Annotated in this window: 22 protein-coding genes and 1 tRNA gene; 18 read left to right on the top strand and 5 right to left on the bottom strand. The window is 65.8% G+C overall.

Annotated elements, in window-relative coordinates:
- Positions 1-12: 12 nt before the first annotated feature.
- The 7 genes from FHY03_RS02055 to FHY03_RS02025 all read left to right on the top strand — a co-directional run bounded on the left by FHY03_RS02055 (position 13) and on the right by FHY03_RS02025 (position 8,739).
- The gene (locus FHY03_RS02055) at positions 13-3,222 is read left to right on the top strand and encodes an efflux RND transporter permease subunit (RefSeq protein WP_183921611.1); all 3,210 of its coding nucleotides are present in this window, start codon (positions 13-15) and stop codon (positions 3,220-3,222) included.
- A 266-nt stretch (positions 3,223-3,488) separates the two neighbouring features.
- Positions 3,489-4,742 carry a DUF445 domain-containing protein gene (locus FHY03_RS02050; RefSeq protein WP_260158614.1) on the top strand — a complete coding sequence of 418 codons (1,254 nt, stop codon included), beginning with the start codon at positions 3,489-3,491 and terminating at the stop codon, positions 4,740-4,742.
- 230 nt (positions 4,743-4,972) lie between these two features.
- Complete coding sequence (locus tag FHY03_RS02045) at positions 4,973-6,082, top strand: ABC transporter permease (RefSeq protein WP_183921610.1); 1,110 nt, start codon at positions 4,973-4,975, stop codon at positions 6,080-6,082.
- Positions 6,082-7,011, top strand: a complete 930-nt coding sequence (locus tag FHY03_RS02040) for an ABC transporter ATP-binding protein (protein ID WP_183921609.1) — start codon at positions 6,082-6,084, stop codon at positions 7,009-7,011. The genes FHY03_RS02045 and FHY03_RS02040 overlap by 1 nt, the downstream gene beginning before the upstream one ends.
- A complete protein-coding gene (locus FHY03_RS02035) occupies positions 7,011-7,973 on the top strand; it encodes an MlaD family protein (RefSeq protein WP_183921608.1) in 963 nt (320 codons plus the stop codon). Before FHY03_RS02040 ends, FHY03_RS02035 begins: the two co-directional genes overlap by 1 nt.
- Entirely contained in the window at positions 7,970-8,575 is a 606-nt protein-coding gene (locus FHY03_RS02030; protein WP_183921607.1) for an ABC-type transport auxiliary lipoprotein family protein, read from the top strand. The genes FHY03_RS02035 and FHY03_RS02030 overlap by 4 nt, the downstream gene beginning before the upstream one ends.
- Positions 8,576-8,648: 73 nt before the next feature.
- Positions 8,649-8,739: transfer RNA gene (locus tag FHY03_RS02025), tRNA-Ser, on the top strand.
- A gap of 1,284 nt (positions 8,740-10,023) precedes the next feature.
- Here the strand turns inward: FHY03_RS02025 and FHY03_RS02020 are convergent.
- The 3 genes from FHY03_RS02020 to FHY03_RS02010 all read right to left on the bottom strand — a co-directional run bounded on the left by FHY03_RS02020 (position 10,024) and on the right by FHY03_RS02010 (position 12,545).
- Positions 10,024-10,521 (bottom strand): cupin domain-containing protein, encoded by a 498-nt coding sequence (locus FHY03_RS02020; protein WP_183928456.1) that lies wholly within the window; start codon positions 10,519-10,521, stop codon positions 10,024-10,026.
- A gap of 41 nt (positions 10,522-10,562) precedes the next feature.
- Positions 10,563-11,408, bottom strand: coding sequence for an N-acyl homoserine lactonase family protein (locus tag FHY03_RS02015; protein ID WP_183928454.1), 846 nt, complete (start codon positions 11,406-11,408; stop codon positions 10,563-10,565).
- Between the two features lie 384 nt (positions 11,409-11,792).
- Entirely contained in the window at positions 11,793-12,545 is a 753-nt protein-coding gene (locus tag FHY03_RS02010) for an SDR family NAD(P)-dependent oxidoreductase (RefSeq protein WP_183928452.1), read from the bottom strand.
- Between the two features lie 114 nt (positions 12,546-12,659).
- Here FHY03_RS02010 and FHY03_RS02005 point away from each other — a divergent pair, with 114 nt between their 5' ends.
- The 6 genes from FHY03_RS02005 (at position 12,660) to FHY03_RS01980 (ending at position 17,639) form a co-directional block, all read left to right on the top strand.
- Positions 12,660-13,568, top strand: a complete 909-nt coding sequence (locus FHY03_RS02005) for a LysR substrate-binding domain-containing protein (protein ID WP_183928450.1) — start codon at positions 12,660-12,662, stop codon at positions 13,566-13,568.
- A gap of 432 nt (positions 13,569-14,000) precedes the next feature.
- Positions 14,001-14,294, top strand: a complete 294-nt coding sequence (locus tag FHY03_RS02000; protein WP_311721285.1) for a DUF305 domain-containing protein — start codon at positions 14,001-14,003, stop codon at positions 14,292-14,294.
- Between the two features lies 1 nt (position 14,295).
- Entirely contained in the window at positions 14,296-15,813 is a 1,518-nt protein-coding gene (locus FHY03_RS01995) for a YncE family protein (protein WP_183928448.1), read from the top strand.
- Position 15,814: 1 nt separating this feature from the next.
- Positions 15,815-16,324: an RNA polymerase sigma factor gene (locus tag FHY03_RS01990; RefSeq protein WP_183928446.1), complete on the top strand. Its 510-nt coding sequence runs from the start codon at positions 15,815-15,817 to the stop codon at positions 16,322-16,324.
- Positions 16,321-17,088, top strand: a complete 768-nt coding sequence (locus FHY03_RS01985) for an anti-sigma factor (RefSeq protein WP_183921529.1) — start codon at positions 16,321-16,323, stop codon at positions 17,086-17,088. The genes FHY03_RS01990 and FHY03_RS01985 overlap by 4 nt, the downstream gene beginning before the upstream one ends.
- A 155-nt stretch (positions 17,089-17,243) precedes the next feature.
- Positions 17,244-17,639: a hypothetical protein gene (locus tag FHY03_RS01980; RefSeq protein ID WP_311721284.1), complete on the top strand. Its 396-nt coding sequence runs from the start codon at positions 17,244-17,246 to the stop codon at positions 17,637-17,639.
- Between the two features lie 202 nt (positions 17,640-17,841).
- On the opposite strand, the gene asd is transcribed toward FHY03_RS01980, so the two are convergent.
- Positions 17,842-18,693, bottom strand: a complete 852-nt coding sequence (gene asd / locus FHY03_RS01975) for an archaetidylserine decarboxylase (RefSeq protein WP_183928444.1) — start codon at positions 18,691-18,693, stop codon at positions 17,842-17,844.
- A gap of 144 nt (positions 18,694-18,837) precedes the next feature.
- On the opposite strand from asd, the gene FHY03_RS01970 reads away from it, so the two are divergent.
- On the top strand, positions 18,838-19,035 hold the full coding sequence (locus FHY03_RS01970) for a hypothetical protein (protein ID WP_183921527.1): 198 nt from the start codon (positions 18,838-18,840) through the stop codon (positions 19,033-19,035).
- Positions 19,035-19,691, top strand: a complete 657-nt coding sequence (locus FHY03_RS01965; RefSeq protein WP_221189948.1) for a UPF0149 family protein — start codon at positions 19,035-19,037, stop codon at positions 19,689-19,691. Before FHY03_RS01970 ends, FHY03_RS01965 begins: the two co-directional genes overlap by 1 nt.
- Positions 19,692-19,892: 201 nt before the next feature.
- Here the strand turns inward: FHY03_RS01965 and FHY03_RS01960 are convergent, their stop codons facing one another.
- The gene (locus FHY03_RS01960; RefSeq protein WP_221189947.1) at positions 19,893-20,783 is read right to left on the bottom strand and encodes an exonuclease domain-containing protein; all 891 of its coding nucleotides are present in this window, start codon (positions 20,781-20,783) and stop codon (positions 19,893-19,895) included.
- Between the two features lie 301 nt (positions 20,784-21,084).
- Between FHY03_RS01960 and FHY03_RS01955 the strand changes: the two genes are divergently transcribed.
- From FHY03_RS01955 to FHY03_RS01945, 3 genes are all read left to right on the top strand, one after another.
- A complete protein-coding gene (locus tag FHY03_RS01955) occupies positions 21,085-23,211 on the top strand; it encodes a prolyl oligopeptidase family serine peptidase (protein ID WP_183928440.1) in 2,127 nt (708 codons plus the stop codon).
- A gap of 478 nt (positions 23,212-23,689) precedes the next feature.
- Positions 23,690-24,475 carry a hypothetical protein gene (locus FHY03_RS01950; RefSeq protein WP_183928438.1) on the top strand — a complete coding sequence of 262 codons (786 nt, stop codon included), beginning with the start codon at positions 23,690-23,692 and terminating at the stop codon, positions 24,473-24,475.
- A gap of 266 nt (positions 24,476-24,741) precedes the next feature.
- Positions 24,742-25,272 (top strand): hypothetical protein, encoded by a 531-nt coding sequence (locus FHY03_RS01945; RefSeq protein ID WP_183928436.1) that lies wholly within the window; start codon positions 24,742-24,744, stop codon positions 25,270-25,272.
- Positions 25,273-25,347: the final 75 nt, after the last annotated feature.

The following is a 25,347-nucleotide window of genomic DNA, read 5'->3' as shown; positions in this document are numbered from 1 at the left end:
GGGATCAGTACCATGGGCTTTCGCAACATCTCCGCCTGGTCGATCCGCAACCCGGTGCCGGCGATCGTCCTGTTCGTGATGCTGACGGTCGCGGGGATCGTCAGCTTCATCCGCATGGACATCAACGACTCGCCGGACATCGACTTTCCGGCGGTGATGATCACGATCACCCAGCCGGGCGCCGCGCCGAGCGAGCTCGAGACCCAGGTGACGCAGCGGATCGAGGCCGCGGTGCGCACGCTCGAAGGGGTGGACGAGATCCAGTCGTTCGTGTCCGAGGGCAATTCGACGACGATGGTGCAGATGGCGATCGGCCAGTCGGTCGATCGCGCCGTCAACGAGGCGCGCGACGCGGTCACGCAGATCCGCGGTAACCTGCCCGAGGGAATCCTCGAGCCCCAGGTCAGCCGCGTGAAGATCAACGACAATGATCTCGGCAGCTACAGCGCGATCGCCACCGACATGACGATCGAGCAGCTCAGCTGGTACATCGACAATACGGTGACCAAGGAGCTGCTCTCCGTCCCGGGCATGGGCGGGGTGGAGCGCAACGGGGGCGTCAGCCGCGAGATCCGCGTGATCCTCGATCCCGCGCGGCTGGCGGCGCAGGGGTTGACCGCGAGCCAGATCAACAACCAGCTGCGCCAGGTGAACCTCGACGCGCCGGGCGGTCGCGCCGAGATCGCGGGGGCCGAACAGTCGGTCCGCGTGCTCGGCAACGCGCGCACCGCCTACGATCTCGGCCAGACGCAGATCAACGTCGGGGACGGCCGCACCATCCGCCTCGCCGACGTCGCCACGGTGCGCGACCTTTACGCCGAGCAGCGCTCCGCCGCGGCGGTGGACGGCAAGCCGGTGCTCAGCTTCGACTTCAAGCGCGCCAAGGGCTCGTCCGACGTCACCGTCTTCCGCGAGGGCAAGAAGAAGCTCGAGGAGCTCGAGAAGCGCAATCCGAAGGTCAAGTTCCGGCTCCGCGTCGACGGCTCGAAGTACCCGCTGGAGCAGTATAAGTCGGCGATCCATGCGATGCTGGAGGGCGCCATCCTCGCGGTGGTCGTCGTGTTCCTGTTCCTGCGCGACTGGCGCGCCACGGTGATCTCGGCGCTGGCGATCCCGCTCTCGGCGATCCCGACCTTCTGGTTCATGGAGCTGATGGGCTTCACGCTAAACGAGATGACGATGCTCGCGCTGAGCCTGGTAGCGGGCGTGCTGGTCGACGACGCGATCGTCGAGATCGAGAACATCGTCCGCCACATGCGCATGGGCAAGACGGCCTATCAGGCGGCGATCGACGCCGCCGACGAGATCGGTCTCGCGGTGCTGGCGACGACCATGGCAATCGTCGCGGTGTTCCTGCCGGTCGGCCTCATGCCGGGCATCTCGGGGCAGTTCTTTAAGAATTTCGGGCTCACCGTGGTGGTGGCGGTGCTGATGAGCCTCGCCGTGGCGCGGCTGATCACGCCGATGATCGCGGCCTATTTCCTGCGCGCCGGCGGCCATGTCGAGCACGGCGGCGGGCCAGTGATGAACTTCTACCAGCGCGTGCTCGCCTGGACGCTCGACGAGGGCGGTGCGCCCGCGGCGCGTGCCAGGGGCGGGATGCATCGCGTGCTCGGCTATTGGCGCGACCATCGCCTGTGGGTGGTGATGATGGGAGTGGGCGCGTTCCTCTTCACGCTCTTCCTGTTCACGCAGATCCCGATGTCGTTCCAGCCCGCGTCGGACCAGCCGCGCAGCACGGTGACGATCACCATGCCGCCGGGCAGCACGCTGGAGACGACGCAGGGCGTGGTCGACCAGGTCTATGAGCTGATCCGCAAGCAGCCCGAGGTGGAGAGCGTCTACACCCGCACCTTGGTGGGCTCGGGTCGCGTCACCGCGCAGCTGCGCGAGAAGCGCGACAAGACCTCGACCGAGTTCGAGCGCGGTCTGGCGCCGCAGCTCGCCAAGATTGCCGACGCGCGCGTCAACTTCCAGTCGCAGTTCGGCTTCGGCGACAACAACCGCGACATCTCGGTGACGCTCGGCGGCGACGACCCCGTCGTGCTGCGCCAGGCCGCCGACCGCGTCGTGCAGGACATGGCGAAGATGCCGGGGCTGATCGCGCCGCGCATCGCGGGCGATCTCAACCGGCCCGAGATCATCATCAAGCCGCGCTCCGACCTCGCCGCCAACCTGGGCGTGACCACCGCGGCTTTGTCCAACGCGATCCGCATCGCCACGATCGGCGACATCGACCAGAACAGCGCGCGCTTCTCGCTCAGCGACCGGCAGATCCCGATCCGTGTCGCGCTCGAGCAGAGCTCGCGCTCGCGGCTGGCGACGATCCAGAACCTGCCGGTGCAGACGCAGAGCGGCGGCTCGGTGCCGCTGAGCCTCGTCGCCGACATCGGCTTCGGCTCGGGCCCGACGCGCATCCAGCGGATCAACCAGCAGCGCCAGCTCACCATCGGCGCCGATCTCCAGCCCGGCGTGGCGACCAGCGTCGCGCTGCCCAAGATCAAGCAGCTGCCGGCGATGAAGTCGCTGCCGGTGGGCGTGCAGGAGCTCAACGTCGGCCAGGCCAAGTGGCAGCTCGAGATGCTGATGAACTTCGTCACCGCGGTGGTGTCGGGCGTGTTCCTCGTCTTCTCGGTGCTGGTGCTGCTGTACCGCCGGCTGCTGCCGCCGCTGGTCAACATGGGCTCGCTGCTGCTGGCGCCGCTGGGCGGATTGCTCGCGCTGCTGATCTCTGGCGACGCTCTGTCGATGCCGGTCTTCATCGGGCTGCTGATGCTGCTCGGCATCGTCGCCAAGAACTCGATCCTGCTGATCGACTTCGCACTGGAGGAGATGACCGCGGGCGTGGCGCCCTATGCGGCGATCGTCGACGCCGGGCGCAAGCGCGCGCAGCCGATCGTGATGACGACCGTGGCGATGGTCGCGGGCATGGTGCCGACCGCGCTGTCGCTGTCGGGCGACGGCGCGTGGCGCGCGCCGATGGGGATCGTCGTGATCGGCGGGCTGACCGTCTCGACCATGCTCACGTTGCTGATCGTGCCGGCCGCCTTCTCGCTGGCGATCGGGATCGAGCGCCGCGTCGGCCCGTGGCTCGGCCGTCGCCTGCTCACCTACCGCCCCGGTGACGAGGGGACGCTGATCGAGCATGCGCCGCACCCGGCGATCCCGGCGCCACCGGGGCGGATCGGCTTCCACGAGGACGGTACCAGCCCGGCGGAGTGAGGGTTGCGAGGCTGATCGTTGTCCGTGCCTCTCCGTTCCCCGGCGAAGGCCGGGGCCCAGGTGGGAAGGCCGATGTTGGAGCCACCAGCGTCCCCCAACTGGGCCCCGGCCTCCGCCGGGGAACGGAAGGGGCGAGCAAACGAGACAATGGCGGCCCGGCACGGCAGCATGGGTGGCATGAGCGCCGGCGTGTCGCATGGGGACGCCACCGGTGACCAAGCCACTCGCCGCTTGAACATTCGCGCTATTCACGAATTGTCCCGCTGATGCCAGCGCTCGCCCGATCCACCGCGCCGCCGCCCGCTCTGGTGCGGATGCGGCTGGTCGCGACCGGGCTGCTGGTGCTGATGGCGGGCGTCTTCCTCGCCTCGCGCGCGCTCGAGCCGCAGCACGCCGCCTGGGGCTTCGTCCGCGCCTTCGCCGAGGCGGCGATGGTCGGCGGGCTCGCCGACTGGTTCGCGGTGACCGCGCTGTTCCGCCACCCGCTCGCGCTGCCGATCCCGCACACCGCGATCATCCCGCGCAACAAGGACCGGATCGGCGACCAGCTCGCCCAGTTCCTTCGCGAGTATTTCCTCGTGCCCGCGGTGGTCGCGCGGCGGATGGGGCGGGTCGACGTCGCCAGGGCGGCGGGGCGCTGGCTCGCCAACCCGCCGGGCGCGGGCAGCCGGCTGACCCGCGGCGTGTCGCGCCTGTCGGTCGAGGTGCTCCAGTCGCTTGACCAGGAGCGGCTCGGCGGCATGGTGCGTGCGATGCTGGTGGCGCGGGTGCGCGAGGCGCGGCTCGCGCCGATGCTGGGCCGCGCGCTCGCCGCCGCGCTGGCAGAGGGGCGCCATCTGGCGGTGATCGACAACCTGATCCACTGGGCGCGCGACGCGCTGGCCAGCAACGAGCACCTCGTCCGCGCGATGGTGCATGACCGCGCCGGATCGATCCTGCGCTGGACCGGGCTGGACGAGACGCTCGCGAACAAGATCATCGACGGGCTCGACAAGATGGTCGCGGAGATGGCGGAGAATCGCGAGCACCCGCTGCGGCGCAAGGCCGAGGAGGGGCTGGCCCAGCTCGCCGAGCGGCTCCAGCACGATCCGGCGATGCACGCGCGCGTCGAGACGCTCAAGCTCGAGCTGCTCGAGAACCCCGCGATGCAGGACTGGATCAACGGTCTGTGGGAGCAGGCGCGCGCGGCGATGCTGCGTGCCGCGCGCAATCCGGAGGCGATCCTGCGCGGCGGGCTCGGCGACGCGCTGCGCCAGCTCGGCGCGACGCTGCGCGACGAGCCGCGGCTGGGGCGGACGATCAACCGTTTCGTACGTCGCGCCGCAGTGGGGGCGGCGGCGGACTATGGCGACTCGATCGTGCGGCTGGTGTCCGAGACGGTGCGCGGCTGGGACTCGCGCACGATCACCGCGCGGCTGGAGCATGCGGTGGGCAAGGACCTGCAGTTCATCCGGGTGAACGGCACGCTGGTAGGCGGGCTGGTGGGCGTGCTGATCCACGCGGTCGACGTGGTGCTGTGAGGGGAGCGGCAACGAGCGCCCCCTTTCTCCTCCTTGCCACCTAGGCGGACGTCGTTGTTGAGGTCGGAAGGCCGTGGTGGGGCTCAGTAGCGTCCCCCACAGGGGCCCCGGCGTTCGCCGGGGCGGTAGCAGCGGAGCGCTCCTCCGCCGGCACCAAGAGATACGCCCGCGGAACGAACTGCGTGTCGGAACGCTTGTGGCGACATGAGCTTTGCCGCATGGGATAACAGATGACGGCGGCAGCTGATTTCAGCGAGGAGAGAGACGGCCAGGCGCCGGTGCTGCGCTTCACCGGCGACCTGTCGCTGGCGCGGCTCGGCAACCTGCCCGATCGGCTCGGCAAGGTGCAGGGCGAGGTCGCGACCGTCGACCTCTCCGAGGTCGACCGGATCGACACGATCGGCGCCTGGGTGATCCACCGCTTCGCGCGCCAGCACGACGCCCGGATCGAGGGGCTGGACGAGGACGCGCGCCACCTGTTCGAGCAGGTCGAGGCCGCCGACCAGCCGGTGCAGATGCGGCCGCAGTCGGGCTCGTCATTCCGGCGCGTTCTCGGCGAGATCGGCGAGGCGACCAGCAACGCTGCGCGCACCTCGATCGGATTGCTCGGCTTCATGGGCGCGACGATCGCGGCGTTCGGCGGCGTGATCCGCCATCCCAGCCGCTTCCGCTTCAACGCCACCGTGCAGCGCTTCGAGGTGGTGGGCGTCTCGGCGCTCGGCATCGTCGGGTTGATGAGCTTCCTCATCGGCATCGTCATCGCGCAGCAGGGCGCGGTGCAGCTGCGACAGTTCGGGGCCGAGGCGTTCACGATCAATCTCGTGGGCCGCATTACGCTGCGCGAGCTCGGCGTGCTGATGACCGCGATCATGGTCGCGGGTCGCTCGGGCTCGGCGTTCGCGGCGCAGCTCGGCACGATGCAGCTGACCGAGGAGATCGACGCGATGCGCACGATCGGCGTCTCGCCGATGGAGGCGCTGGTGCTGCCGCGCACGCTCGCCGCGATCGTGCTGATGCCGCTGCTCGGCTTCTATTCCTCGGTGATCGCGATCATCGGCGGCGGGCTGCTGTGCTGGTTCGCGCTCGATATCCCGCCAGTCGCGTATGTCGCGCGGATCCGCGAGGTGGTGCCGATCACGGACCTCTTCGTCGGCCTGATCAAGGCGCCGGTGTTCGGTGCGATCATCGCCATCGCGGGCTGTTTCCAGGGGATGCAGGTGAAGGGTGACGCCGAGCAGGTCGGCCTCAAGACCACCTCCGCGGTGGTGCAGGCGATCTTCATGGTGATCGTGGTGGACGCCTTCTTCGCGGTCTTCTTCGAACAGATCGGCTGGATCTGATGGCGCGGCGCGATACCCGCCGGCGCGACGAGCCGATCATCCGCGTGAAGGGGCTGCGCAACAGCTTCGGCGACGCGGTGATCCACGACAACCTCGACCTCGAAGTGCGCCGCGGCGAGATCCTCGGCGTGGTCGGCGGGTCGGGCACGGGCAAGTCGGTGCTGATGCGCTCGATCATTGGGCTGCAATCGCCCGATCACGGCGAGGTCGAGGTGTTCGGCGAGCCGACGCTCGGCCGCTCCGAGCATGAGACGGTGGAGATCCGCAAGCGCTGGGGCGTGCTGTTCCAGGGCGGCGCGCTCTTCTCGACCCTGACGGTCGCCGAAAACGTGCAGGTGCCGCTCCGCGAATTCTACCCCGAGCTCGACCTTGCGTTGCTCGACGAGATCGCCTCGTACAAGGTGGTGATGACGGGCCTGCCCGCCGATGCCGGGCCGAAATATCCGGCCGAGCTGTCGGGCGGGATGAAGAAGCGCGCCGGTCTCGCGCGCGCGCTCGCGCTCGACCCCGAGCTGCTGTTCCTCGACGAGCCCACCGCCGGACTCGATCCGATCGGCGCCGCGGCGTTCGACGAGCTCACCCGCGCGCTGCAGAAGACGCTGGGGCTCACCGTCTTCCTGATCACCCACGACCTCGACACCTTGTACGCGATCTGCGACCGCGTCGCGGTTCTCGCCGACAAGCGAGTGATCGCGGTCGGCACGATCGACGAGCTGCTCGCGCTCGATCACCCCTGGATCCAGGAATATTTCAACGGGCCGCGCGGGCGCGCCGCGGTCGCCTCCCAGAGCGCGGCGGCGGAGCGGGTCGACGCCGCCGCTGTCGACGCGCGCGCGCACCCGACCGACGTGAGCGAGCGGGTCACCGGGCAGCACAGCCAGGGCGGCCTCGCCGACAACAGGGCCCGCGGGGCCGCAGGGGCAGAGTGATGGAAACGCGATCGAACCACGTCCTCGTCGGCGCCGTCGTGCTGATCCTGCTGGCGATGGTCGCCATCTTCACGGTGTGGATCGCGCGCATCGGCGGCACTGAGGAGCGCGAATATGACATCTTCTTCCGCCAGGCGGTCGACGGGCTCGCCAAGGGTTCGTCGGTCACCTTCTCGGGCGTGCCCTCGGGCCAGGTGAAGTCGATCTCGCTGTGGCAGCCGGACCCGCAGTTCGTCCGCGTCCGCATCAGCGTCAACGGCGACACGCCGATCCTGCGCGGCACCACCGCGACGATCCAGGGAAGCTTCACCGGCACCAGCACGGTCAGCCTCGACGGCGCCGTCAAGGGTGCGCCGCCGATCACCTGCCCGGAGAACGATGCCGGCAACGTCTGCCCGCTCGGCAAGCCGGTGATCCCGACCAAGACCGGCGGCATCGGCGCGATCCTCAACTCCGCGCCGCAGCTGCTGGAGCGGCTCTCGACGCTGACCGAGCGGCTCACCGGCATGCTGAGCGACCGCAACCAGGCCTCGATCGCGGGCATCCTCGACAACACCAACCGGCTGACCGACGCGCTCGCCGACCGCGGCCCCGAGATTGCCGCGACCCTGGCGCAGACCCGCGTCGCGATCGCACAGGCGGGCAATGCGGCGCAGCAGATCGGCGAGCTCGCGCAGACCACCAACGGCGTGCTCGCCAACGACGTGCAGCCGGCGATGGCGAACCTGAACAAGGCGATCACCTCGGCGCAGGCGAGCGCGGACACGCTCAACTCCGCCATCGGCGACGCGCGACCGGGGCTGACCACTTTCAGCAAGCAGACGATCCCGCAGATCAACCAGCTGGTGCGCGACCTGCGCGTCACCACCGCGTCGCTGTCGGCGATCTCCGAACGAGTCGAGCAGGGCGGCGCCGGCTCCCTGATCGGGCAACAGAAGCTGCCGGACTACAAGGGGAAATGATCGTGCGATCGGTGGCCAAGACTCTCCTCGTGGCGGCGGTGCCGGCACTGCTGGCGGGCTGCGTGCGGTTCGGCGCCGAGCCGCCGCCCTCGCTGCTGACGATCGCGGCACAGTCGCAGCCCCAGCCCGGCGCGGCGCAGAACTCCGCCACCGCGCGCTCGATCGTGGTGCAGGTGCCCGCGGTGCCGACCGCGATCGCGACGACGCGCGTGCCGGTGCAGGAGACCGACACGACGATCGCCTACGTCAAGGACGCGCAATGGGCCGAGCCGCCCGCGCGCCTCTTCGCGCGGCTGCTCGCCGATACGGTGACCGCGCGCGCCAACATGGTGGTGCTGTCGCCGGCGCAGTCATTCAGCGATCCCAGCGCCAATCTGGCGGGCGAGCTGCGCTGGTTCGGGCTCGACGCGACGCAACGCCAGGCGCTGGTGGTGTATGACGCCGCGCTGACCCCGGCGGGCGCGACCAACGTGGAGAAGCGGCGCTTCGAGGCGCGTGTCCCGGTGGCGGCGATCGACGCGCCTTCGGCCGGCGCGGCGCTGAGCCAAGCGGCCAACCAGGTGGCGCAGCAGGTCGCCGACTGGGTGGCGGGGCAGCGCTGACACGCGCGCCCACGCGCGAGGCGGCTTGCGCGGGAGCGCGTGAGTGTCTAGGCGGGCGGGCTTCCGGGTATGCGGAGCGGTGGCCGAGTGGTCGAAGGCGCTCGCCTGGAAAGTGAGTATACGCCAAAAGCGTATCGAGGGTTCGAATCCCTCCCGCTCCGCCACCCGTGCTGCCAAAATCGGCAGAAAGCTTAAGCTTTTTGTTCGGCTTGGCTCTGAGTTCCCACGATTGTTCCCACACTTCGTTGTGGTTGCGGGCGATCGGCCATGAACCGCTACGAACGCTGAACTGAGAGGGCGAGCCTCCGATGTCGCAAGCCCTCTGTGTGCAGCATGGACGCTTTGTATCCCATCTCGTCCACGTGCTTCGGTCATAGCTTCATCAACGACGCGCTACGCGCTTCACTGACAAGACTGTCAAAAGGCTACCGCTGGGGGGCGGGGACGTGGTGAGGCGGAAGCCGCCGTCGCTCAGAGCGGTTCCATCCTGATGTAGTCACGCCCCCCCCCCCCCCGGGTCCAATCTGAGAGTACCCGTCCCACAAAGGTTTGGGTGTCGTCTACGAAGGTGATCCGCGGTCATCGAGCTCGGCCCAGATCACGCCGGTACGCCGGTGTCCCGCGGAACGACCGCGCAAGCTGCCCGGCTGTTTCGGTCCGCGGCTCGGCCTTTATGGCCGCTTGTGGGGGGAGTCGCGGGAATTAGGCATGGGCCGCTGAGTTATCTCCTAATCGTTTCCGACTGGCGGCGGCGAAAATCTAATTTTTCCAAGGCGCAGGGCTAGTGTTGTATCGCGGGCTCGGCGTGGAGAGCTGCCCGCCTGCTTTAAGCAGACGGTAGTAGAAAGTCGGCCGTTCGTTCAGCGTGCAGCGAAGGGGGGGCTAATTGCCGTCGGAGGGTGGATAGCGGCCGGTCCGGTTTAGGGCGGTGGGCCGGGAAACCGGCCGTTCGTTCAGCAGGCAGGGAGGGGGCTCGATCGCCGGCCGAGGGTGGAACACTGTCCGTCCGCTATCGGGGGTCGGCCGGGGAAACCGGCCGATCGTTCAGGAGGCAGGGGAGGAGACTTGGCTTCATTCTTGACGAAAAGTGGCCCGACAGCTTGGGTCTGCCGGGCCAAGGTCAGTTCCTTGTGGCTGAGGATCTGTGGGTCGCTAGGCACCGGTAGGGCACCTCTGGGCGTGCTTACACCAACCTTCCTTACATCAGGCTAATCGCTCCTACTCACGGCCGTTGAGCTGACCGCTAAGTCAGCGGAGGCGATCAGCCGAGAGTAAAAGCCATGTCCAATCAATTATCGGTCGCGATCGGTAACCGGACCTGAACCAGCTGGCGGGATCGCGCCGACCTCTCCAACCATCAGAGACGGTGTAGCTCCCTCTGTCAGTTGCTTCCGCGCCGCAGTGCTTCATAACGCCTCGCCCGAAAGTTACGGTTAGTGTCCGATGGATCAGCGTACACTTCTACCCTGAGCTGCCGTCGGTTGAAACCTTGTATCCGTTTCCGCACCGATCGCTCCTACCCTGAGCATGGCTTGCTCATGCGTCATATCGGCGAAGGGCGCTGCGTCGTTAGCTTCCTCAATCGCGTCGAAAAAGTGTTGATGCGCAGCCGGCGCGATGCTCAGGAGTCGAACGATGTCGGGGCCATCGTTGAAAAAGCTGTGAGACACCTCAGGCGAGGCAATCACGGTCTCGCCGGCGACGCAGCGATGCGTCTGCCCGGCGCCATCGACGAAGCTCAAGGTGCCGGCCAAGACGTAGAAGGCTTCGGTGTAGCTGTGCCGGTGCGATGGTACCTGCTCACCTGGGAACAGCGTCTGCTCGAAAAAGCAGAAGCTATGGCTGGTTTCCTCGGCCCTGGCCTTCCAGACGAGGTGTGCGCCAGCGACGTCGAACGTGCGCCCCTCACGGCGCACCAGCAGGCTATCGTCAGATCTCTCTGTCATGTCACTCTTTCTTTCAACTTGACGATCCACCACCGATTGGCTCAGCGCAATGGTCGGCCCTGCGGCATTGTCTGCCAGAAATTCGGATCGTGCCCGTAAAAGATGCGGACGCCGCCAGCGCGAAGGTCGGCAAGCCTACGCAGCGTGCGCAAACTCTGCTCACGGTCGGCGCTCAATGATGAGACGGTCATGCTGTCGAGTGATTCTTTGAGATAGCAGCAGTCTGCGGCTAGAATGGCATCGCCGTCCGGCAATTTGATCCTGGCGCTCTGATGTCCTGGAGTGTGACCAGGTGTCGGGAAGAGAACCACTGATCCATCGCCATACAGATCATGTTCGCCGTCGATCGCATGAATGGGATGACCGGTGTCCATATCTTGGGGATGGTAGAGCCGTTCGTCCTTCTGCTCCCGGGCATAGGTCAGCTCGCGCGATTGCACCAAGATCGTGGCGTTCGGAATGAAGGCGTTGCCACCAGCGTGGTCTGGATGCAGGTGCGAATTGATGATCCAGCGGATACTAGCCGGATCGACCTCAATCTGGCGAAGCCGCGCGGCGACGTCGGCGCTCTCATCGATCGCAAAGCCCACATCGAGCGGACCAAGGGCCTCATCCATTTGTCGGCGGAAGCGCAGGCCAAGTCCCGTGTCGAACAATGCCCGGCCCTTAGGATGATCGATCAGATAGGCCGTCACCGGCACATGTAGGAAGCTGGCGCCACCGCCCTCGAGAAAGAAATCTCTTGGCGCTTGAAAGCTTCCGCACGTCAAAGCAAAGACCTTCAAAGACCAGCCTCCTCCTTCGCTCGCATCATTCCGATCGGCCATGGGCATCGCGCTCTCGTTCTTGGCCGGCACCTCTCGCGCCCCGTCGTTCGGTTGTTTCATAGGAGCCTCGTTGTAATGGTAAGCACGGTTGCGCTGGCGAGCGGTCCGGAGCGGGAAAGGTATTTGCGGAACAAGGATCCGCGAGCGGACATGAGGATTTGTGCAGCAGCTACCGATGAAGACGTGGCCGTCCCCGGCTTTATTCCGCCGGCCCGCTAATAATCCTTAGCTGGCGAGCGAAAGGAGGTGCCGCGGCGGAGCGGCGACTCCTTGGCACCACGGCAACCCTGTCGCTGCGGCTAGGCCACGGTCGGCGACCGGCGTGTTCTGCCGCTGGAGCAAAGCCCAGCGAGCGATCCCCTCTTTGCGCGCAAGTTTAACACCATCGTGGCCGCAGGCGCCGCCCAGACGCTCGTTGGACGGCGAGTGGTGGATGCGTGCGGCTCAGATCTGCGTCACGCCGCCATCGACGAACAGCTCCGCGCCGTTGATGAAACTAGCCTCGTCGGACGCGAGGAACAGTGCGGCTGCGGCAATCTCGTCAGGCCTTCCGACTCGTCCGACCGGGATCTGGGTAGCCAGAGAGTTTTTGATGTTCTGAGCCTGCTCACCGCCGCCGAACACGTCGGTGAGGCCGACTGTCTCGGTTGGGCCCGGGCTGACGACGTTCACGCGGATGTGGCGGTCCTTGAGGTCCAGGATCCAGCTGCGTGCCAAGTTGCGCACCGCGGCCTTGCTGGCGCCATAGACGCTGAACGCGGGCGTACCCGACGAGCCGGCGTTGGAGCTCATCAGCACGATCGAGGCGCCGTCCTTCAGCAGCGGCAGGGCCTTCTGCACGGTGAAGATCGTTCCCTTCACGTTCGTGTCGAACGTTTGCTGATACTGCTCTTCCGTAATCGCGCCGAGCGGAAGCATCGTTCCCCCGCCCGCGTTCGCAACGACCACGTCGATCTGCGCGTGCCGCTGCTGGACCGCGTCATAGACCCGGTCGATGTCGGCAAGCCTGGCCATGTCCGCGCGTACGCCCGTGACCCGGCCGCCGATCTCGCGAACTGCCGCGTCTAGCACGTCCTGGCGGCGCCCGGTGATGAACACCGCCGCGCCCTCGGCGACGAACGCTTTGGCGGCGGCCAGGCCAATCCCGCTGGTGCCGCCGGTGACGACGACCACCTTGTTGTTGAAGCGCTTTGTCATTGTACGTCTCCTTCGTGGTTGCGGCGGAGCGCCGCTGCTGCACGGAGATGCCTCCCGGACGATGTTGCGTGTAGCCGGTCGTTGCTGCACGCAGCGTTCCACGAGAGGAACGCTATGCGGGTGGACCTGAACGATCTGGCGTATTTCGCCGAAGTGGTGAGCCACGGTGGGTTTGCCGCAGCCGGTCGTGCGCTGCGTGAACCGAAATCAAAGCTCAGTCGACGGGTCGCGGGGCTCGAAGACCGGTTGGGGCTGCGCCTGATTGAACGCTCCAGCCGGCGCTTCCGCGTGACCGAGACTGGCCAGGCCTTCTACGAGCGCTGCCGGGCGATGCTCGCCGAGGCCGAGCAAGCCGAAGCGCTGGTAGTCCAGGCACAGGCCGAGCCGCATGGCCGCATCCGCTTCAGCTGCCCGACGGGGATGATCGCGCCAATATCCGGTCCTATAGCGTCCTTTCTAGCGCGCTATCCGAAAGTTCGGCTGCAGCTCATCGCGACGGATCATGCCGTCGATCTCATCGACGAGCGCATCGATCTGGCGCTGCGCGTCCGCGTAGACCTCTCCACCGACGCCGAACTCACGGTGAGATCCCTGGGACAATCCTTGCGGATCTTGGTCGCCTCGCCGCAGCTCGGAAGCCAGGTCTCATCACTAGACCAGCTCGCGTCCTTGCCGACCCTATCGTCCAACGACGAACACGATCGGGTCGACTGGCATTTGGAAGGCGATGACGGACGGCGCCAGACGATCCGTGTGGAGCCTCGCCTCGGTTGCTCGGCGATGGATCAGCTATTGGCTGCCGCGATAGCGGGTATGGGCGTCGCGTTCTTGCCCGATCGCGTTTGTCGCCCGGCGCTGGAGGCCGGGCGGCTGATCCGTGTGCTGCCTGCCTGGCACGGGCAGATCGGGATCGTGCACTTGGTCTTTACCACGCGGCGGGGTCTGTCCCCGGCAGTTCGCGCCCTTATTGACCATCTTGCCAAAGAGTTCGCACCTGCGATCACCGTTGAAGCCATGGCGTGATCCTCGTGGGATGCTCCAGTCCGATCCTCAGCATTAGATCGTCGTCATTCCGCCCTTCGTCTGTCTGCGTCCTCCATCTCATCCTGGATAGGAGGCGGCAACGAGGGGGCGGGCAGGGCGCCCGCAACGATCGCGGTTAGATGCTGCGGCGGGTGCCACGACCGAGCAGATGGGCGGCTGCCAATCTCTACGTTGAAAACTCTTTCAGTTTTCACAAACGCGTGGGCCGATCGAGATCGGCATCACAGAAAAAATGCGGCGGTGGAATAAAGTCGGGTGCATCGACGTCACAGGTCATAACCGCTCAATCGGAGACGACCCGTGCCCGTCCCTCGCTCATCAACGCGCGCATGTGCCGCGCTACTGCTGACCCTCTGCGCCGGTGCAGGGCTGGCGGCATCTACTGCGCCCGAGCGACCGTACCTCACGGAGGTGAACGCCGCCATGGATCGCATGATGAAGGCGATGATGGTACCGCCCAGCGGCGACGTCGACGCCGACTTCGTGACCATGATGCTCCCGCACCACCAGGGCGCCATCGATATGGCGGTGGCCGAGCTGCGTCACGGCAAGAACGAGCAGCTCAAGCGCATCGCGCAGGAGATCATCGTCGACCAGCAGCAGGAGATCGCGGCGATGCAGCTGGCGATGGGGCGGCCGCTGCCGCCATCGCGGCCCGTACCGACGCAGCCTCAGCCCGCCTCTTCGCCTTCCAGGGAGCACTGACATGAACCGCATCCTCCTCTCGGCCGCCCTGCTCGCCAGCTCGGCGGGCGCACAGTCGGCGCCCTGGGCGGCGCCGGCCGCGATCGAGCTCCCGCTCGTCGATGACCGAGCAGCGGCACCGGCGACCGGCAGCGCCGCGAAGGTGCAGGCGCCATGGGATCACCGCGACGTTGCGGTCAGCGGCCGCGACCGGGTCTATGCTGCCGAGCAATTCTCGAATACGCTCTCGGTCACCGATCCGGCCACCAACACGCTTCTGGGCGTGATCAAGCTCGGTGACCCGCAGCCGGCCAATTTCAGCCCGCTCTACAAGGGCCAGGTGCTCGTCCACGGGCTCGGCTTCTCACCAGATGGTCGCACCCTAGCGGTGGTGTCGATCGGATCCAATTCGGTCACGTGGATCGACACGGCTACGAACGCCGTCAAACACACCACCTATGTCGGCCGCAGCCCGCACGAGGCCTTCTTCACGCCGGACGGCAAGGAAGTCTGGGTGACTGTGCGCGGCGAGGACTATATCGCTGTGCTCGACCCCAGAACCTACGAGGAGACCGGTCGCATCGAGACGCCTGGCGGACCGGGGATGACGATCTTCTCGCCGGACCGCCGCTACGGCTACGTCTGCTCCTCCTTCAACCCTGAGCTGGTCGTGTTCGACGTGGCGACGCACCGTGAGGCCGGGCGGGTTCAGCAACCCAGCCCCTTCTGCCCGAACATCGCGGCGAGCCCGGACGGCAAGCAGGTCTGGTTCACGCTGAAGGACGTGGGCAAGACGGTCGCCTTCGACGCGCATCCGCCATTTACGATCCGCCAGGTCATCGACACCGGTCCGATCACCAACCACGTCAACTTCGCCAGCTCCGGTAAGGGCCAGTTCGCCTATGTGACGGTCGGCGGCCTCAACCAAGTTAAGGTATTCCGCACCAGTGACTTCCGCCAGGTCGCGACCATTCCGGTCGGCAAGCTGCCGCACGGGGTGTGGCCTTCGGGCGACGGTTCGCGCATCTATGTCGGTCTCGAGAACGACGACAAGCTGGCCGTGATCGACACCGCGACGAACAAGGTCATTGCCATGGTGCCGATCGGGCAGGCGCCGCAGGCGATCGCCTATGTGCCCGGCGCTGTTCCGGACGGCGCGGGCACCGCGCACCTGCAACCGCTGGGTACCGCCGGCGACGCGACGCACCTCACCCTCGCGGCGCGCGGCGATACGGCCTCGGCCGCGACCAGCGTCACGCTGTTCGATCAAGGCGTCGTGCAGGTCCTGCAGGGATCAGTGACCGGTCTGGAGCCCAAGCGCGCCTACGTCATCGCCCTCGTCGGGCGTGCCGACGGTTCTGGCCCGCTGGAGCCGCTCGCCACCTTCATGACCAATCCTGCGGGATCCGCGATCGTCAACACCTCGGGCCCCATCCGCCAGATCGTGGCAGGCACGGCAACGTCGGGTCGGCGCTGGCTGGTCATCGCGGAGAAAAGCGGCACAGGTCCGGGTGCCGTCGTCCAGGTCCAGCGCGACTGAGATGGACGAGCGCGCCGCCCTGATCGAGCCGCTCATCCCCGGTCTGCGGCGCTATGCTCGCGGGTGGCTGCGCGACGCTGCGCTGGCCGACGACATCGTGCAGGACTGCCTGGAGCGCGCCGTCTCGTCGTGGCGCCAAAGGCGCGGTGATGCCGTACGCCCGTGGCTGTATGCGATCCTCCACAACCTGCTGGTCGATCATGGCCGGCGCGCGCCGCGGCGCGCCACGCTCGTCCCGATCGACATGGCGGACGAGGTGGCGCTCGCCGTCCGTGCGGAGCAGACCGACGCGATCGAGCACGGTGATCTGTCACGCAGCCTCGATGCCCTGCCGCCCGAGCAGAAGGCAGTTATCCTGCTCGTATCGGTCGAGGATCTGTCCTACGCGGAGGCGGCGACGGTGCTCGGTATCCCGGTGGGTACGCTGATGTCGCGCCTGTCGCGCGCGCGGGATAGGTTGGCCGAGCTGATCGGCGCTGGCGCGCGTGCCAGATTGCGGAGGGCGAAGTGACGGCTCCTGTCGGTGAGGACGATCTGACCGCCTGGGTTGATGACCGGCTCGCCGTCGAGCGCCGCCCTGTCGTGGAGCGTTACCTCGCTGATCATCCGCATATCGCGGCGCGTCTGCGGCAGCAGCAGAACCAGCGTAGCGCGCTCAGGAGCCTCTTCGCCCCGATCGCCGCGGAGCCGCTCCCTGCCACGATGCGGATCGAAGCGATCGCAGCGAGCCAACGTGGTACGCGGCCCGCATGGTTCCAGGCGGTGGCAGCGGCGCTCCTCCTCGCGGTAGGCTTCGGCGGTGGCTGGGGCGTGCGCACGCGAACGCTGCCGCCGCAGGCCGGGATTGGCGCGCTAGCTCGGGAGGCAGGCTATAGCTACCGGGTCTACGCCTCCGATGCGCAGCGCCCGGCCGAGATGGGTGCCGGTGAAAAGCAGCAGCTCGTCAGCTGGGCGTCACGGCGGATCGGAAGCAAGGTAGCGGTGCCTGATCTCGCGGCCGCCGGCTACCGCTTCGCCGGCGGGCGCCTCGTGGCGACGCCCCACGGGCCGGCGCTCCTGCTGCTCTACGATGGCGCCGCGCGTGCCCGCCTCGCCGTTCTCAGTCGACCGATGGACATCGACAAGGACGCCAGCATGGTCTCGACACGCGACGATGACGTGCAGCAGGTGAGTTGGGCGGACCGCGGCATCGGCTTCAGCGTGGTTGCGCCGAGCGCCACGACGGGGTTGCAGCCGATTGCCGCGGCTATACGAGTTCAAGCTGCGGCGATCTAATGGCAGTTCCAGAACGCAACCAGGAACGCGTCTGAACGAATGTCCGATGTTGATTAGCCGGCCAGGTGGCTTGAGTGACGGCTTGTGGATCGTTGCGGATTGCTCCCTTTCAAGTTGCCGCGGCATTGGATTGACGGCAACCTGATCTACGAGAAGTGGGGAACGCGATGATTGGTGCATTGCTGCTCGCGATTCAGGCTGCTCCTGCGAGCTTCGACGCGGTTGCCGCTGCGCCAAATAGTCATCGCGTCCTGCTTGAGGATAAGAAGATCCGCGTGTTGCCCGTCGAGGTGGCGCCCGGCGTGACCGAAGCCGTTCACGAACATCGTTGGCCGAGCGTGATGTATTTTGAGCAACCAGAGCCAATTACTTACATCAAATACAAGCTGATCAATGAAAAGCCCGTCGAAACGGAACGCTTTAACGCGCCTGCGCTTGCTAAGTCGCAGACCGTAAGAGACGAGCCGGAAGAATTGCACGCCGTCACAAACCGTGGATCAGCGCCGTTCGTTGCAATTCGCACCGAGTTCAAGAGCGGTCTTGTGCCTTAGCGCAAATAAGACACTCCGTACTGGCGGCCCAAGCCCAGCAAACCCGAAGAGCTACTACAACTCGACCCTGCGCATGGTCGCTGCGCTGTCTTTGGCTGCCGCGCCAGTCAGATGAACGAATGACCGAGGTTTGGATGCGCTTCAAGGAGACTGAATGGCCGTGATTGGGTTCTACGTCAGACAAAGCTGGGGCATCTGATGCTCAGGCCGGGCGATGACCCATCGGTTCGCCGAGGCGCACTTTCCGCTCTGGCTCCCAATCTTCATCGAACGCGATGGTGCCCTGCTCGAACAACATGATCACGGTGGAGCCGAGAAGAAAGCGGCCCATCTCCTCGCCTTTTTCCAGCACGATGCCGTCGTTGGTGTAGTCCCATATTGAGGTTTCGTTGGTCCTCTTGGGATTGACCACTCCATGCCACACGGTCGCCATGCTTCCGACGATCGTCGCGCCGACCAGCACCATGACGAACAGGCCATGCTCCCCTGATGTGAAGGTGCAAACCACGCGCTCGTTGCGCGCGAACAGGTTGGGCACGCCGCGCGCTGTGACCGGATTCACGGAGAAGAGCTTTCCCGGCACGTAGATCATGCGCGTGAGCTTCCCCTCGCAGGGCATGTGCAGGCGGTGATAATCCTTCGGCGAAAGGTACAGGTTGGCGAAGCTGCCGTGCCGGAACTGAGCAGCCAACGCGGCGTCGCCGCCGAGCAGCTGGGTTGTGGTGAACCGATGTCCCTTTGCCTGAAGGATATGATGATCGTCGATGAGACCGAATTGGCTAATCGCGCCGTCAACCGGACAGACGAAATCGGCGTCCGCGATCGGGCGCGATCCCGCTTTGAGGGCGCGGGTGAAGAAGTCGTTGAAACTCCCGTAGCTGCGGACGTCTGCATCGGCAGCTTCGCTCATGTCGACGGCGTATCTGCCGACGAACCAGCGGATCAGCCGCGTGGTCACCATGCTTCCCCGAGCCTTAGCGATGCGCCCCGCAAACACGGTCAGGCGCTGCTTCGGCAGCGCGTATTGAAGCAGAACCTTCAGGCGATCGGACATTCGAACCTCAAAATCGCGGCACCAACTTTTTAGAGACATCAAACCGCAGGTCGACCCGGTTAAAGGGAAAGTCGCCAAGAGGGTGATCCACCCACATCACGACGGGTGACTGGTCATCGCCATCGATCCTGCTAGCGGTTGCACATGCTCAGATTACAGATCAAGCGCCACGAAGCGAGGGTCGAACGCATGTTCGATCGCGTTGCAGCCATAGAAGCGTCGATAGCGGCTCTAGGCGACGAGGATCTGCTCGATCTCGCCGACATCTTTGTCGACAGAGACCCCAGCCCATTGCGCGAGATGACGCAGGACGAAATGCGTCGACGTCATATCAGCTTGTGATGCGACCTCCTTCGCGTTTTCGGCGCCTGGATGGCGCGCTTGCGGACCTTCCGGTCGAGCAGCCAATGCTACTGACTGAACTCGACGGCTTTCTGACCGGGCTGCTTGTGTCCCCGCAAACCGCGCCGGCGAACGAGTGGATGCAGATCATATGGGGACCGGAGACTGAAGGCGTGCCGCCCTTCGAGGATCCGCTCGACGTGCAGTGGTTTGCCTCGGCGGTATTGGCGCGCCAGTCAGAGATCGCCCGCGACCTTGCCCGCGGCAAATTCCAACCGATCCTCGACGTCGACGAGCGGGATCGAGAGCTGCTCTGGGAAGACTGGGTCGAAGGCTTTGCGGAAGCGGTAGCATTGCGGCCGGATGCGTGGAGCGCGCTGGCGAGCGATGGATCTTTGTCGCAGCCGTGGTCGCGCTTGGAGACGCTCATCAAGATTGCCCGCAACGAGAGCGACCTGGACAGCGTGGAGATTAACGCACTCCAGGACCATGTCGTTAGGGACCTAACAGACGCGGTGCTCCGCCTGTACGCGGTGTCTGATCGTTCTCTGGAAGCGGCGCGCATAGCGCCGTCCACGATGATGGCGGCGAAGATCGGCCGGAACGATCCGTGCCCGTGTGGATCAGGCAAGAAGCACAAGCGCTGCTGCGCCTGAGAGCAGCCGGTGATCGTGCCATGCACACGCGTCGGCGACCGACGTGAGCTACCTCGAGGTCGTCGTGAGGCGGACCGCACCAGCGTGACGCCTCTCGCTCGGCTCACTCGACGGAAGATCGTCGCTGCTCCGGCGTCACGTGATCGATGAAACGTAGCTGCTCGGGTGTCAGATCGGGGAGGCCACAGTTTCGCGTCGACGCTAGGCGAGAAACTTTAGAATCTCGCGCTCAGACATGATCCGGATGGCGCGGCCTGACTGTTGCAATTCTAAAGCGCGCCGGAACTGCGCATCGTACCGTGCATAGCCGAACGGTTCCTCGCCGACGACGGCAAGAATCGTGGTCGTGCTGCCGACGCTCGCGACGATACGCCCACCACCGCCCGCTAGCCGGTTCGCAAGCGGGCCGTTGCGAGGCTGGCCCAAGATGGCCACCCGATGACCCTTGAGCGGACCGCTCGCCGCGGGCGGCGGCGCCGGAGCGGCGCGTCGCTCTGCCGGGCGCGTTACCCAGCCCGCGAGCGGTATGCCGGTACTCTCGATCGCCTTAACAACGATCATACCCGCGGCGCGAGCGTCACTCAGGGCATCGTGGTGGCGGAGCGGTATGCCTAGGTGTCCCGACACCACGTTGAGCTTATGGCTGGTGAGTTCGGGCCAAGCACGTTTAGCGACGCGGACGCTATCAAGCCAGGTCGTCTCGACCATCCTCCGGTCGTGCACGCGGCAGGCCGCCGCCAGGGCACCTTTGTCGAAGTAGGAATGCGCAACCGTGGTTCGCCCGGCAAGGTGGCCATGGACGACGTCGTACACGTCGGCAAAGCACGGCTTGCCTGCGACATGGCCGGCGGCGATGCCGTGGATGCGGGTGTTGAAGCTGCTGAAGTGATCCCGCGGGTCGAGCAGGGTTTCGTACTCGAATGCGACCGCGCCGCCGCGAAAGCCGACGATACCGATCTGACAGATGCTGCTGACGCGGGAGCAGGCAGTCTCGACGTCGATGACGACAAAGTCGAGTGCGCCAGCTTCAGCTGGATCGGACTCCGGAGGGGCGGCGTGGGCAGCAATGTTTGCAGCGGCGTCGCGGAACATAGCAGGGTCATACACCAGGATGGGCGCGGGCCAAGACCTTGCATGCCGACTTCCAAGTCGGCCGCGATGGCCACCATCAGGCACCGGCTACGACTCCGGGACGTTCGATCGATGTTCTCGATCATAGAACATGAACAGATGACCGGTCCGTCCTGCACCTCATCGAACCCATCGACTAAGTTGAAGCGCTGTGTCAGCATCGTCGTGATCGAGGTAGATTGTCGGCTCACGACGTCATAGCCGCGCCGACATGTAGCGGGGGCTGCATATGGATCGTCGTGATTTCCTCATGTCTGCGTCTGTGACGTCGCTGCTGTCACTCTCGCATGGTGCATGTGGGCAGGCGGCCAAGCCACCTGCAGCGAAGCGGGTGGACGCCGTCGACACGCGCTTGGGTTACACGCTGCGCGATCCCTATCGATGGATGGAGGACCCGAAGGACCCGGACTGGGCCTCTTGGATGCGCGCCCAGGGTGCGTACGCACGGCGCGCGCTTGATGCGCTGCCCGGACACGACGCGCTGCTGCGTCGCATCGGCGAGCTGACCGGCGAGCTGCCGATCGCCTCGCGGATCCAACGGGCGGGCACCGCCACGTTCGTTGAGTTTCGACCGAGCGGCGCTAGTGTTCCCAAGCTCTACGTCGTCGATCGTACCGGTGCCGAGAAGAGACTGCTCGTCGATCCCGAGGCGACAGCGGGGGCCGACGGCGCGCACATGAGCCTCGACTGGTGGCGCGCCTCCGACGATGGCGGTCTGGTCGCCTATGGCTTGTCGCCGGCCGGATCGGAGGAGTCCGTCGCCCGCGTGATGCGCGTGGCTGACGGAACGCACTTCCCGGAGACCATGGACCGCGCTCGCTTTGCGAGCCCGCAGTGGCTGCCGGACGGATCGGGCTTCTTCTACACGCGCGGCCGCGAGGGTGCCGTGCGCGGCGCGCCCGATTATCTACTCAACACGGTATCCTGGCTGCATCGACTGGGTACCGATCCGCGGCAGGATGTGCGGATCGCGAGTGGGGGTGACACGCTCGACGGCTACAAGCTGCTGCCGATCGATTTTCCCTTCGTCGTCACGACCCCGGGATCCGACATCGCGCTTCTTCTGCCGTACGGCGGCGTGCGACGCGAGAACGCGCTGCTCGCGGCGCCACTCGCCGAGGCCGTTACCGGGCGCGCGCGGTGGCGCGCGATCGCGCGGCTGGAGGACCAGGTGACCGGCTTCACGCTGCGTGGGCGTGACGTCTACCTCGTGTCGGAGAAGGGAGCCCCGCTGGGCCGCATCCTTCGTACTTCCGCGACGGCGCCTGACCTCTCCCGCGCGGAGATCGTCGTTGCGGAGGCCAAGACACCGATCGAGACGGCGGACGCCGGCCTGGTAGCCACGCGCGACGGCGTCTATTTCGCGCGCCAGAACGGCGGACCGATGACGCTCCATCGTCTTGCCCCTGAGGGCGGCGTCACTGATATCAAGATGCCCTTCGACGCGGGCATCTACGCACTCTTCGGGTCGACGGATCAGGATGGCGTGGACGTCCGCATGGCTGGCTGGGTTGAGCCTTTCGCCATTTACCGCTGGCAGCCAGGTGGAAGCCTCGTCGACACGGGGCTGAGCCCACGCCCGAGCTTCTCCACCGCGCCTTATGAGTCGACGCGCCTGATCGCGACCGCGCGGGACGGTACCAAGGTGCCGGTGTCGATCATCGCCAAGCGCGGACTGAAGCGCGACGGCTCGGCCCCGGCGCTGGGGCAGTGCTACTCGAGCTACGGCATCTCCGCATCACCCTTGTTCTCACCGCGCTCGATCGCCTTTCTCGAGCGAGGAGGCGTCATGTTCGAGGTCCACGCGCGTGGCGGCGGCGAGTATGGCTCGCCCTGGTGGCGCGCGGGACAGAAGGCCAACAAGCCGAACACGTGGCGCGATTTCATCGACGGTAGCGAGGCTGTCATAAGGGCAGGGTGGACGTCTCCGAAACGCCTGACGATCATGGGGACCTCAGCGGGCGGGATCGCGGTCGGCAACGCACTGGTCGAGCGGCCCGACCTCTTCGCTGCCGCGATCGACAACGTCGGCTGGACCAACACCGCTCGCGCCGGGGTGGAACAGAACAGCGCCCCCAACTTCCCCGAGTTCGGTGATCCGTCAGACGGGGCCGAGTACCGCGGCCTGGTGGCGATGGACGCCTATCATAAGATCAAGGAGGGCGTCCGCTACCCCGCGGTGCTGGCGTTGACGGGGATGACCGATCCGCGCGTCGCACCCTGGCACCCGGCAAAGTTCGCTGCCCGGCTGCAGCATGCGTCAACCGGCGGTCCGGTGCTGCTGCGCGTAGACTTCGACGCCGGTCATGGTCTCGGCTCGACCCGCCAGCAAACCGACGCGCAATGGGCGGATGTGCTGGCCTTCGTACTGGCTCAGGGACGCACTTAGATTAGCCGACTTCTTTTGTTTTCTTCCGAGATGGCTGGATGCCGCGCTCCCTTGGTCAGGCGGGAGTTCTCAACGAGATCGCGCACGGCTTGAAGCTCGGTTATTCACCAACGTCGTCAGCGGTGCTCAGCGTGGTCGGTCGGATAGCCACGCTGACGCAGGGCAGCAAGATTGCGGTTGCGCTCCTTACGGGTTCAAGGTCGCGGGCGGGTCCTGTTGACGAGCGTAGCCCATGTTTCGACATGAACGAGAGACGGAAGTCGGGAGCCGATCAGAACCCTACAAGTGACCGATTGTGGGCCTTTGCAATTCACGCTGCCGATCGCCTCCGCGGTCTCGTCGGCCAGCCGTCAATCGTGTGAGACCATCATGGCACCCAACTGACTTGCCACTTCATTGCCGAAGCGGTTCTTCGGCCGCTTGCCCGTAAACGCCTGCACACTAAGCTGCTCCGCAAGGCGAGGAGATTGGGGTTGGTGTGACGACGAAGCAGCAAGTCGATTGGCTCACGATGGCGGGGTGGGGCATGCTGCTCATGCCCTTGCTGACGATGTGGCACGAGATCGGTGGCCACGCCGCTGCGTGCGTACTCCAGGGCGGCAAGACCGCTGCGGTCGGCGCCTTCTACGTCCAATGCGAAGGGTTAGACCGCTGGCCTGACGCTCTCGTCGCTGTAGCCGGCGTCCTGGTCAATGTCGCGCTGTCGCTTGGCGCGCTCCTCCTGTGGCGCCGAGCGCGAGATGACCATGCCCGCCTCGTGCTCTGGTTAATCTGGCTCGGAGAGGCGTTCGTCGTGGTGGGATATCTGTGCTTCTCTGGCGTCACGGGCGTCGGCGATCTTGGTACCGCGCCGGGCGGTTCTCTCTCCTGGCTGCCGATGGCGCGCGCTTGGCGAATGGGTGAGATCGTTGTTGGTGTCTTGGTCTACATCCTTCTGGTGAGAGCTGGCATCCGCGCGCTCAACGATATGCTCGGATCGGGGGCACAGACGAGGCCCGCCCGTCGCAGGATCGCACATTCCTTCTACCTGGCATCTGGGTTGGGCGCGGCGTTGGTCGGCCTGCTCAATCCGGTCGGATGGTTCATCACGATCATGTCCGCCGCAGCTTCCAGCCTCGGAGGGCTGGCCGGCTTCATCTCCGTCGGTTTCGCGGCTCGAGGGCCGGATGCGCCGAAGGTGTTCGTCATCCAGCGCAGTTGGACGGTGATCGCTGTCGGTGCGCTTACGCTCCTAATCTTCGCGTTGATTCTTGGTCCCCGATAAGTTTCTGTATGGGTTTGCTTGTCACTTTGGGAGCCACGCGAGATTTCAGCGCATACTTGTGCTTTCTAACCCGTCATCCGGAGGCCTGTTTCACGCTGCGCGGAGTTCAGGTAGCCCGCTGTCGCCGGCGGACATGATGAACGAAGGGCGGTAGTTGGAAGGTTGGCTCGACACGCTGAAGCGGGGGTATCCAGGTCGGCGTCGGCCTGACCGCCCTAGGTTGGATCAGGCTCGTCCCGCTTTCCTCCTCCGCGTTCCACAATCGGGTGTCACCGCTTGGTGCGATCAAGAGCGAAGCGCTTTCCGATCGACTGCTCAACTCACTTGTGGCGCTTGCCGATGCGAGGGAGCTCGCCGCCACGTTGGACGCGATCTTGACCCCCTTATTCGCCGATGAGCATCCTTATGACGACATCGTCAGGCGCTTCACAGAGATCATGCTGGTCGACGGAGTAATCGAGATCGCCGACGCGGCGGATCGGCTCGCGCTTTCGTCGGCTACGCTTCGCTATGTCGCTACATATGCGCCTGGGATGCCGCCGAAGTTGCTGCTTCGACGCGCGCGCTTCCTCCGTTCATCCATCGGGCTTCTCAGTTCGGGCGAAATGCAAACATATGACCGTATCGACAGCAGCTACCTTGATGCCTCGCATTTTCCCCAAGATGCGAACGACTCCCTTGGCACCACGCCACGCCGCTTCATGGCGCAAGGGACGACCTTCATGACAGCAAGCCTTGTCGCTCGTGCGGCCGCACTCGGAGCACCCGCTCACGCGCTCCATGCGCGAACACCATAATCGCGCGTCAAACGAAGGGTCGTGATGTGAGCGAGAGCGGCTCGTAAATCTCCAAGGGATTTATTTCAAAGCATG

The organism is Sphingomonas sp. BK345 (assembly GCF_014193845.1).
GTDB lineage: Bacteria > Pseudomonadota > Alphaproteobacteria > Sphingomonadales > Sphingomonadaceae > Sphingomonas.
The sequence above is the reverse complement of the archived record's forward strand: the minus strand, read 5'-3'. Positions and strand labels throughout refer to the sequence as shown.

What these genes read in the sequence shown, in the direction of transcription:
- FHY03_RS02055 (WP_183921611.1), top strand. Translation starts at nt 13, where the DNA reads ATGGGCTTTCGCAACATCTCCGCCTGGTCGATCCGCAACCCGGTGCCG.
- FHY03_RS02050 (WP_260158614.1), top strand. Translation starts at nt 3,489, where the DNA reads ATGCCAGCGCTCGCCCGATCCACCGCGCCGCCGCCCGCTCTGGTGCGG.
- FHY03_RS02045 (WP_183921610.1), top strand. Translation starts at nt 4,973, where the DNA reads ATGACGGCGGCAGCTGATTTCAGCGAGGAGAGAGACGGCCAGGCGCCG.
- FHY03_RS02040 (WP_183921609.1), top strand. Translation starts at nt 6,082, where the DNA reads ATGGCGCGGCGCGATACCCGCCGGCGCGACGAGCCGATCATCCGCGTG.
- FHY03_RS02035 (WP_183921608.1), top strand. Translation starts at nt 7,011, where the DNA reads ATGGAAACGCGATCGAACCACGTCCTCGTCGGCGCCGTCGTGCTGATC.
- FHY03_RS02030 (WP_183921607.1), top strand. Translation starts at nt 7,970, where the DNA reads ATGATCGTGCGATCGGTGGCCAAGACTCTCCTCGTGGCGGCGGTGCCG.
- FHY03_RS02020 (WP_183928456.1), bottom strand. Translation starts at nt 10,521, where the DNA reads ATGACAGAGAGATCTGACGATAGCCTGCTGGTGCGCCGTGAGGGGCGC.
- FHY03_RS02015 (WP_183928454.1), bottom strand. Translation starts at nt 11,408, where the DNA reads ATGAAACAACCGAACGACGGGGCGCGAGAGGTGCCGGCCAAGAACGAG.
- FHY03_RS02010 (WP_183928452.1), bottom strand. Translation starts at nt 12,545, where the DNA reads ATGACAAAGCGCTTCAACAACAAGGTGGTCGTCGTCACCGGCGGCACC.
- FHY03_RS02005 (WP_183928450.1), top strand. Translation starts at nt 12,660, where the DNA reads ATGCGGGTGGACCTGAACGATCTGGCGTATTTCGCCGAAGTGGTGAGC.
- FHY03_RS01995 (WP_183928448.1), top strand. Translation starts at nt 14,296, where the DNA reads ATGAACCGCATCCTCCTCTCGGCCGCCCTGCTCGCCAGCTCGGCGGGC.
- FHY03_RS01990 (WP_183928446.1), top strand. Translation starts at nt 15,815, where the DNA reads ATGGACGAGCGCGCCGCCCTGATCGAGCCGCTCATCCCCGGTCTGCGG.
- asd (WP_183928444.1), bottom strand. Translation starts at nt 18,693, where the DNA reads ATGTCCGATCGCCTGAAGGTTCTGCTTCAATACGCGCTGCCGAAGCAG.
- FHY03_RS01970 (WP_183921527.1), top strand. Translation starts at nt 18,838, where the DNA reads ATGCTCAGATTACAGATCAAGCGCCACGAAGCGAGGGTCGAACGCATG.
- FHY03_RS01965 (WP_221189948.1), top strand. Translation starts at nt 19,035, where the DNA reads ATGCGACCTCCTTCGCGTTTTCGGCGCCTGGATGGCGCGCTTGCGGAC.
- FHY03_RS01960 (WP_221189947.1), bottom strand. Translation starts at nt 20,783, where the DNA reads ATGTTCCGCGACGCCGCTGCAAACATTGCTGCCCACGCCGCCCCTCCG.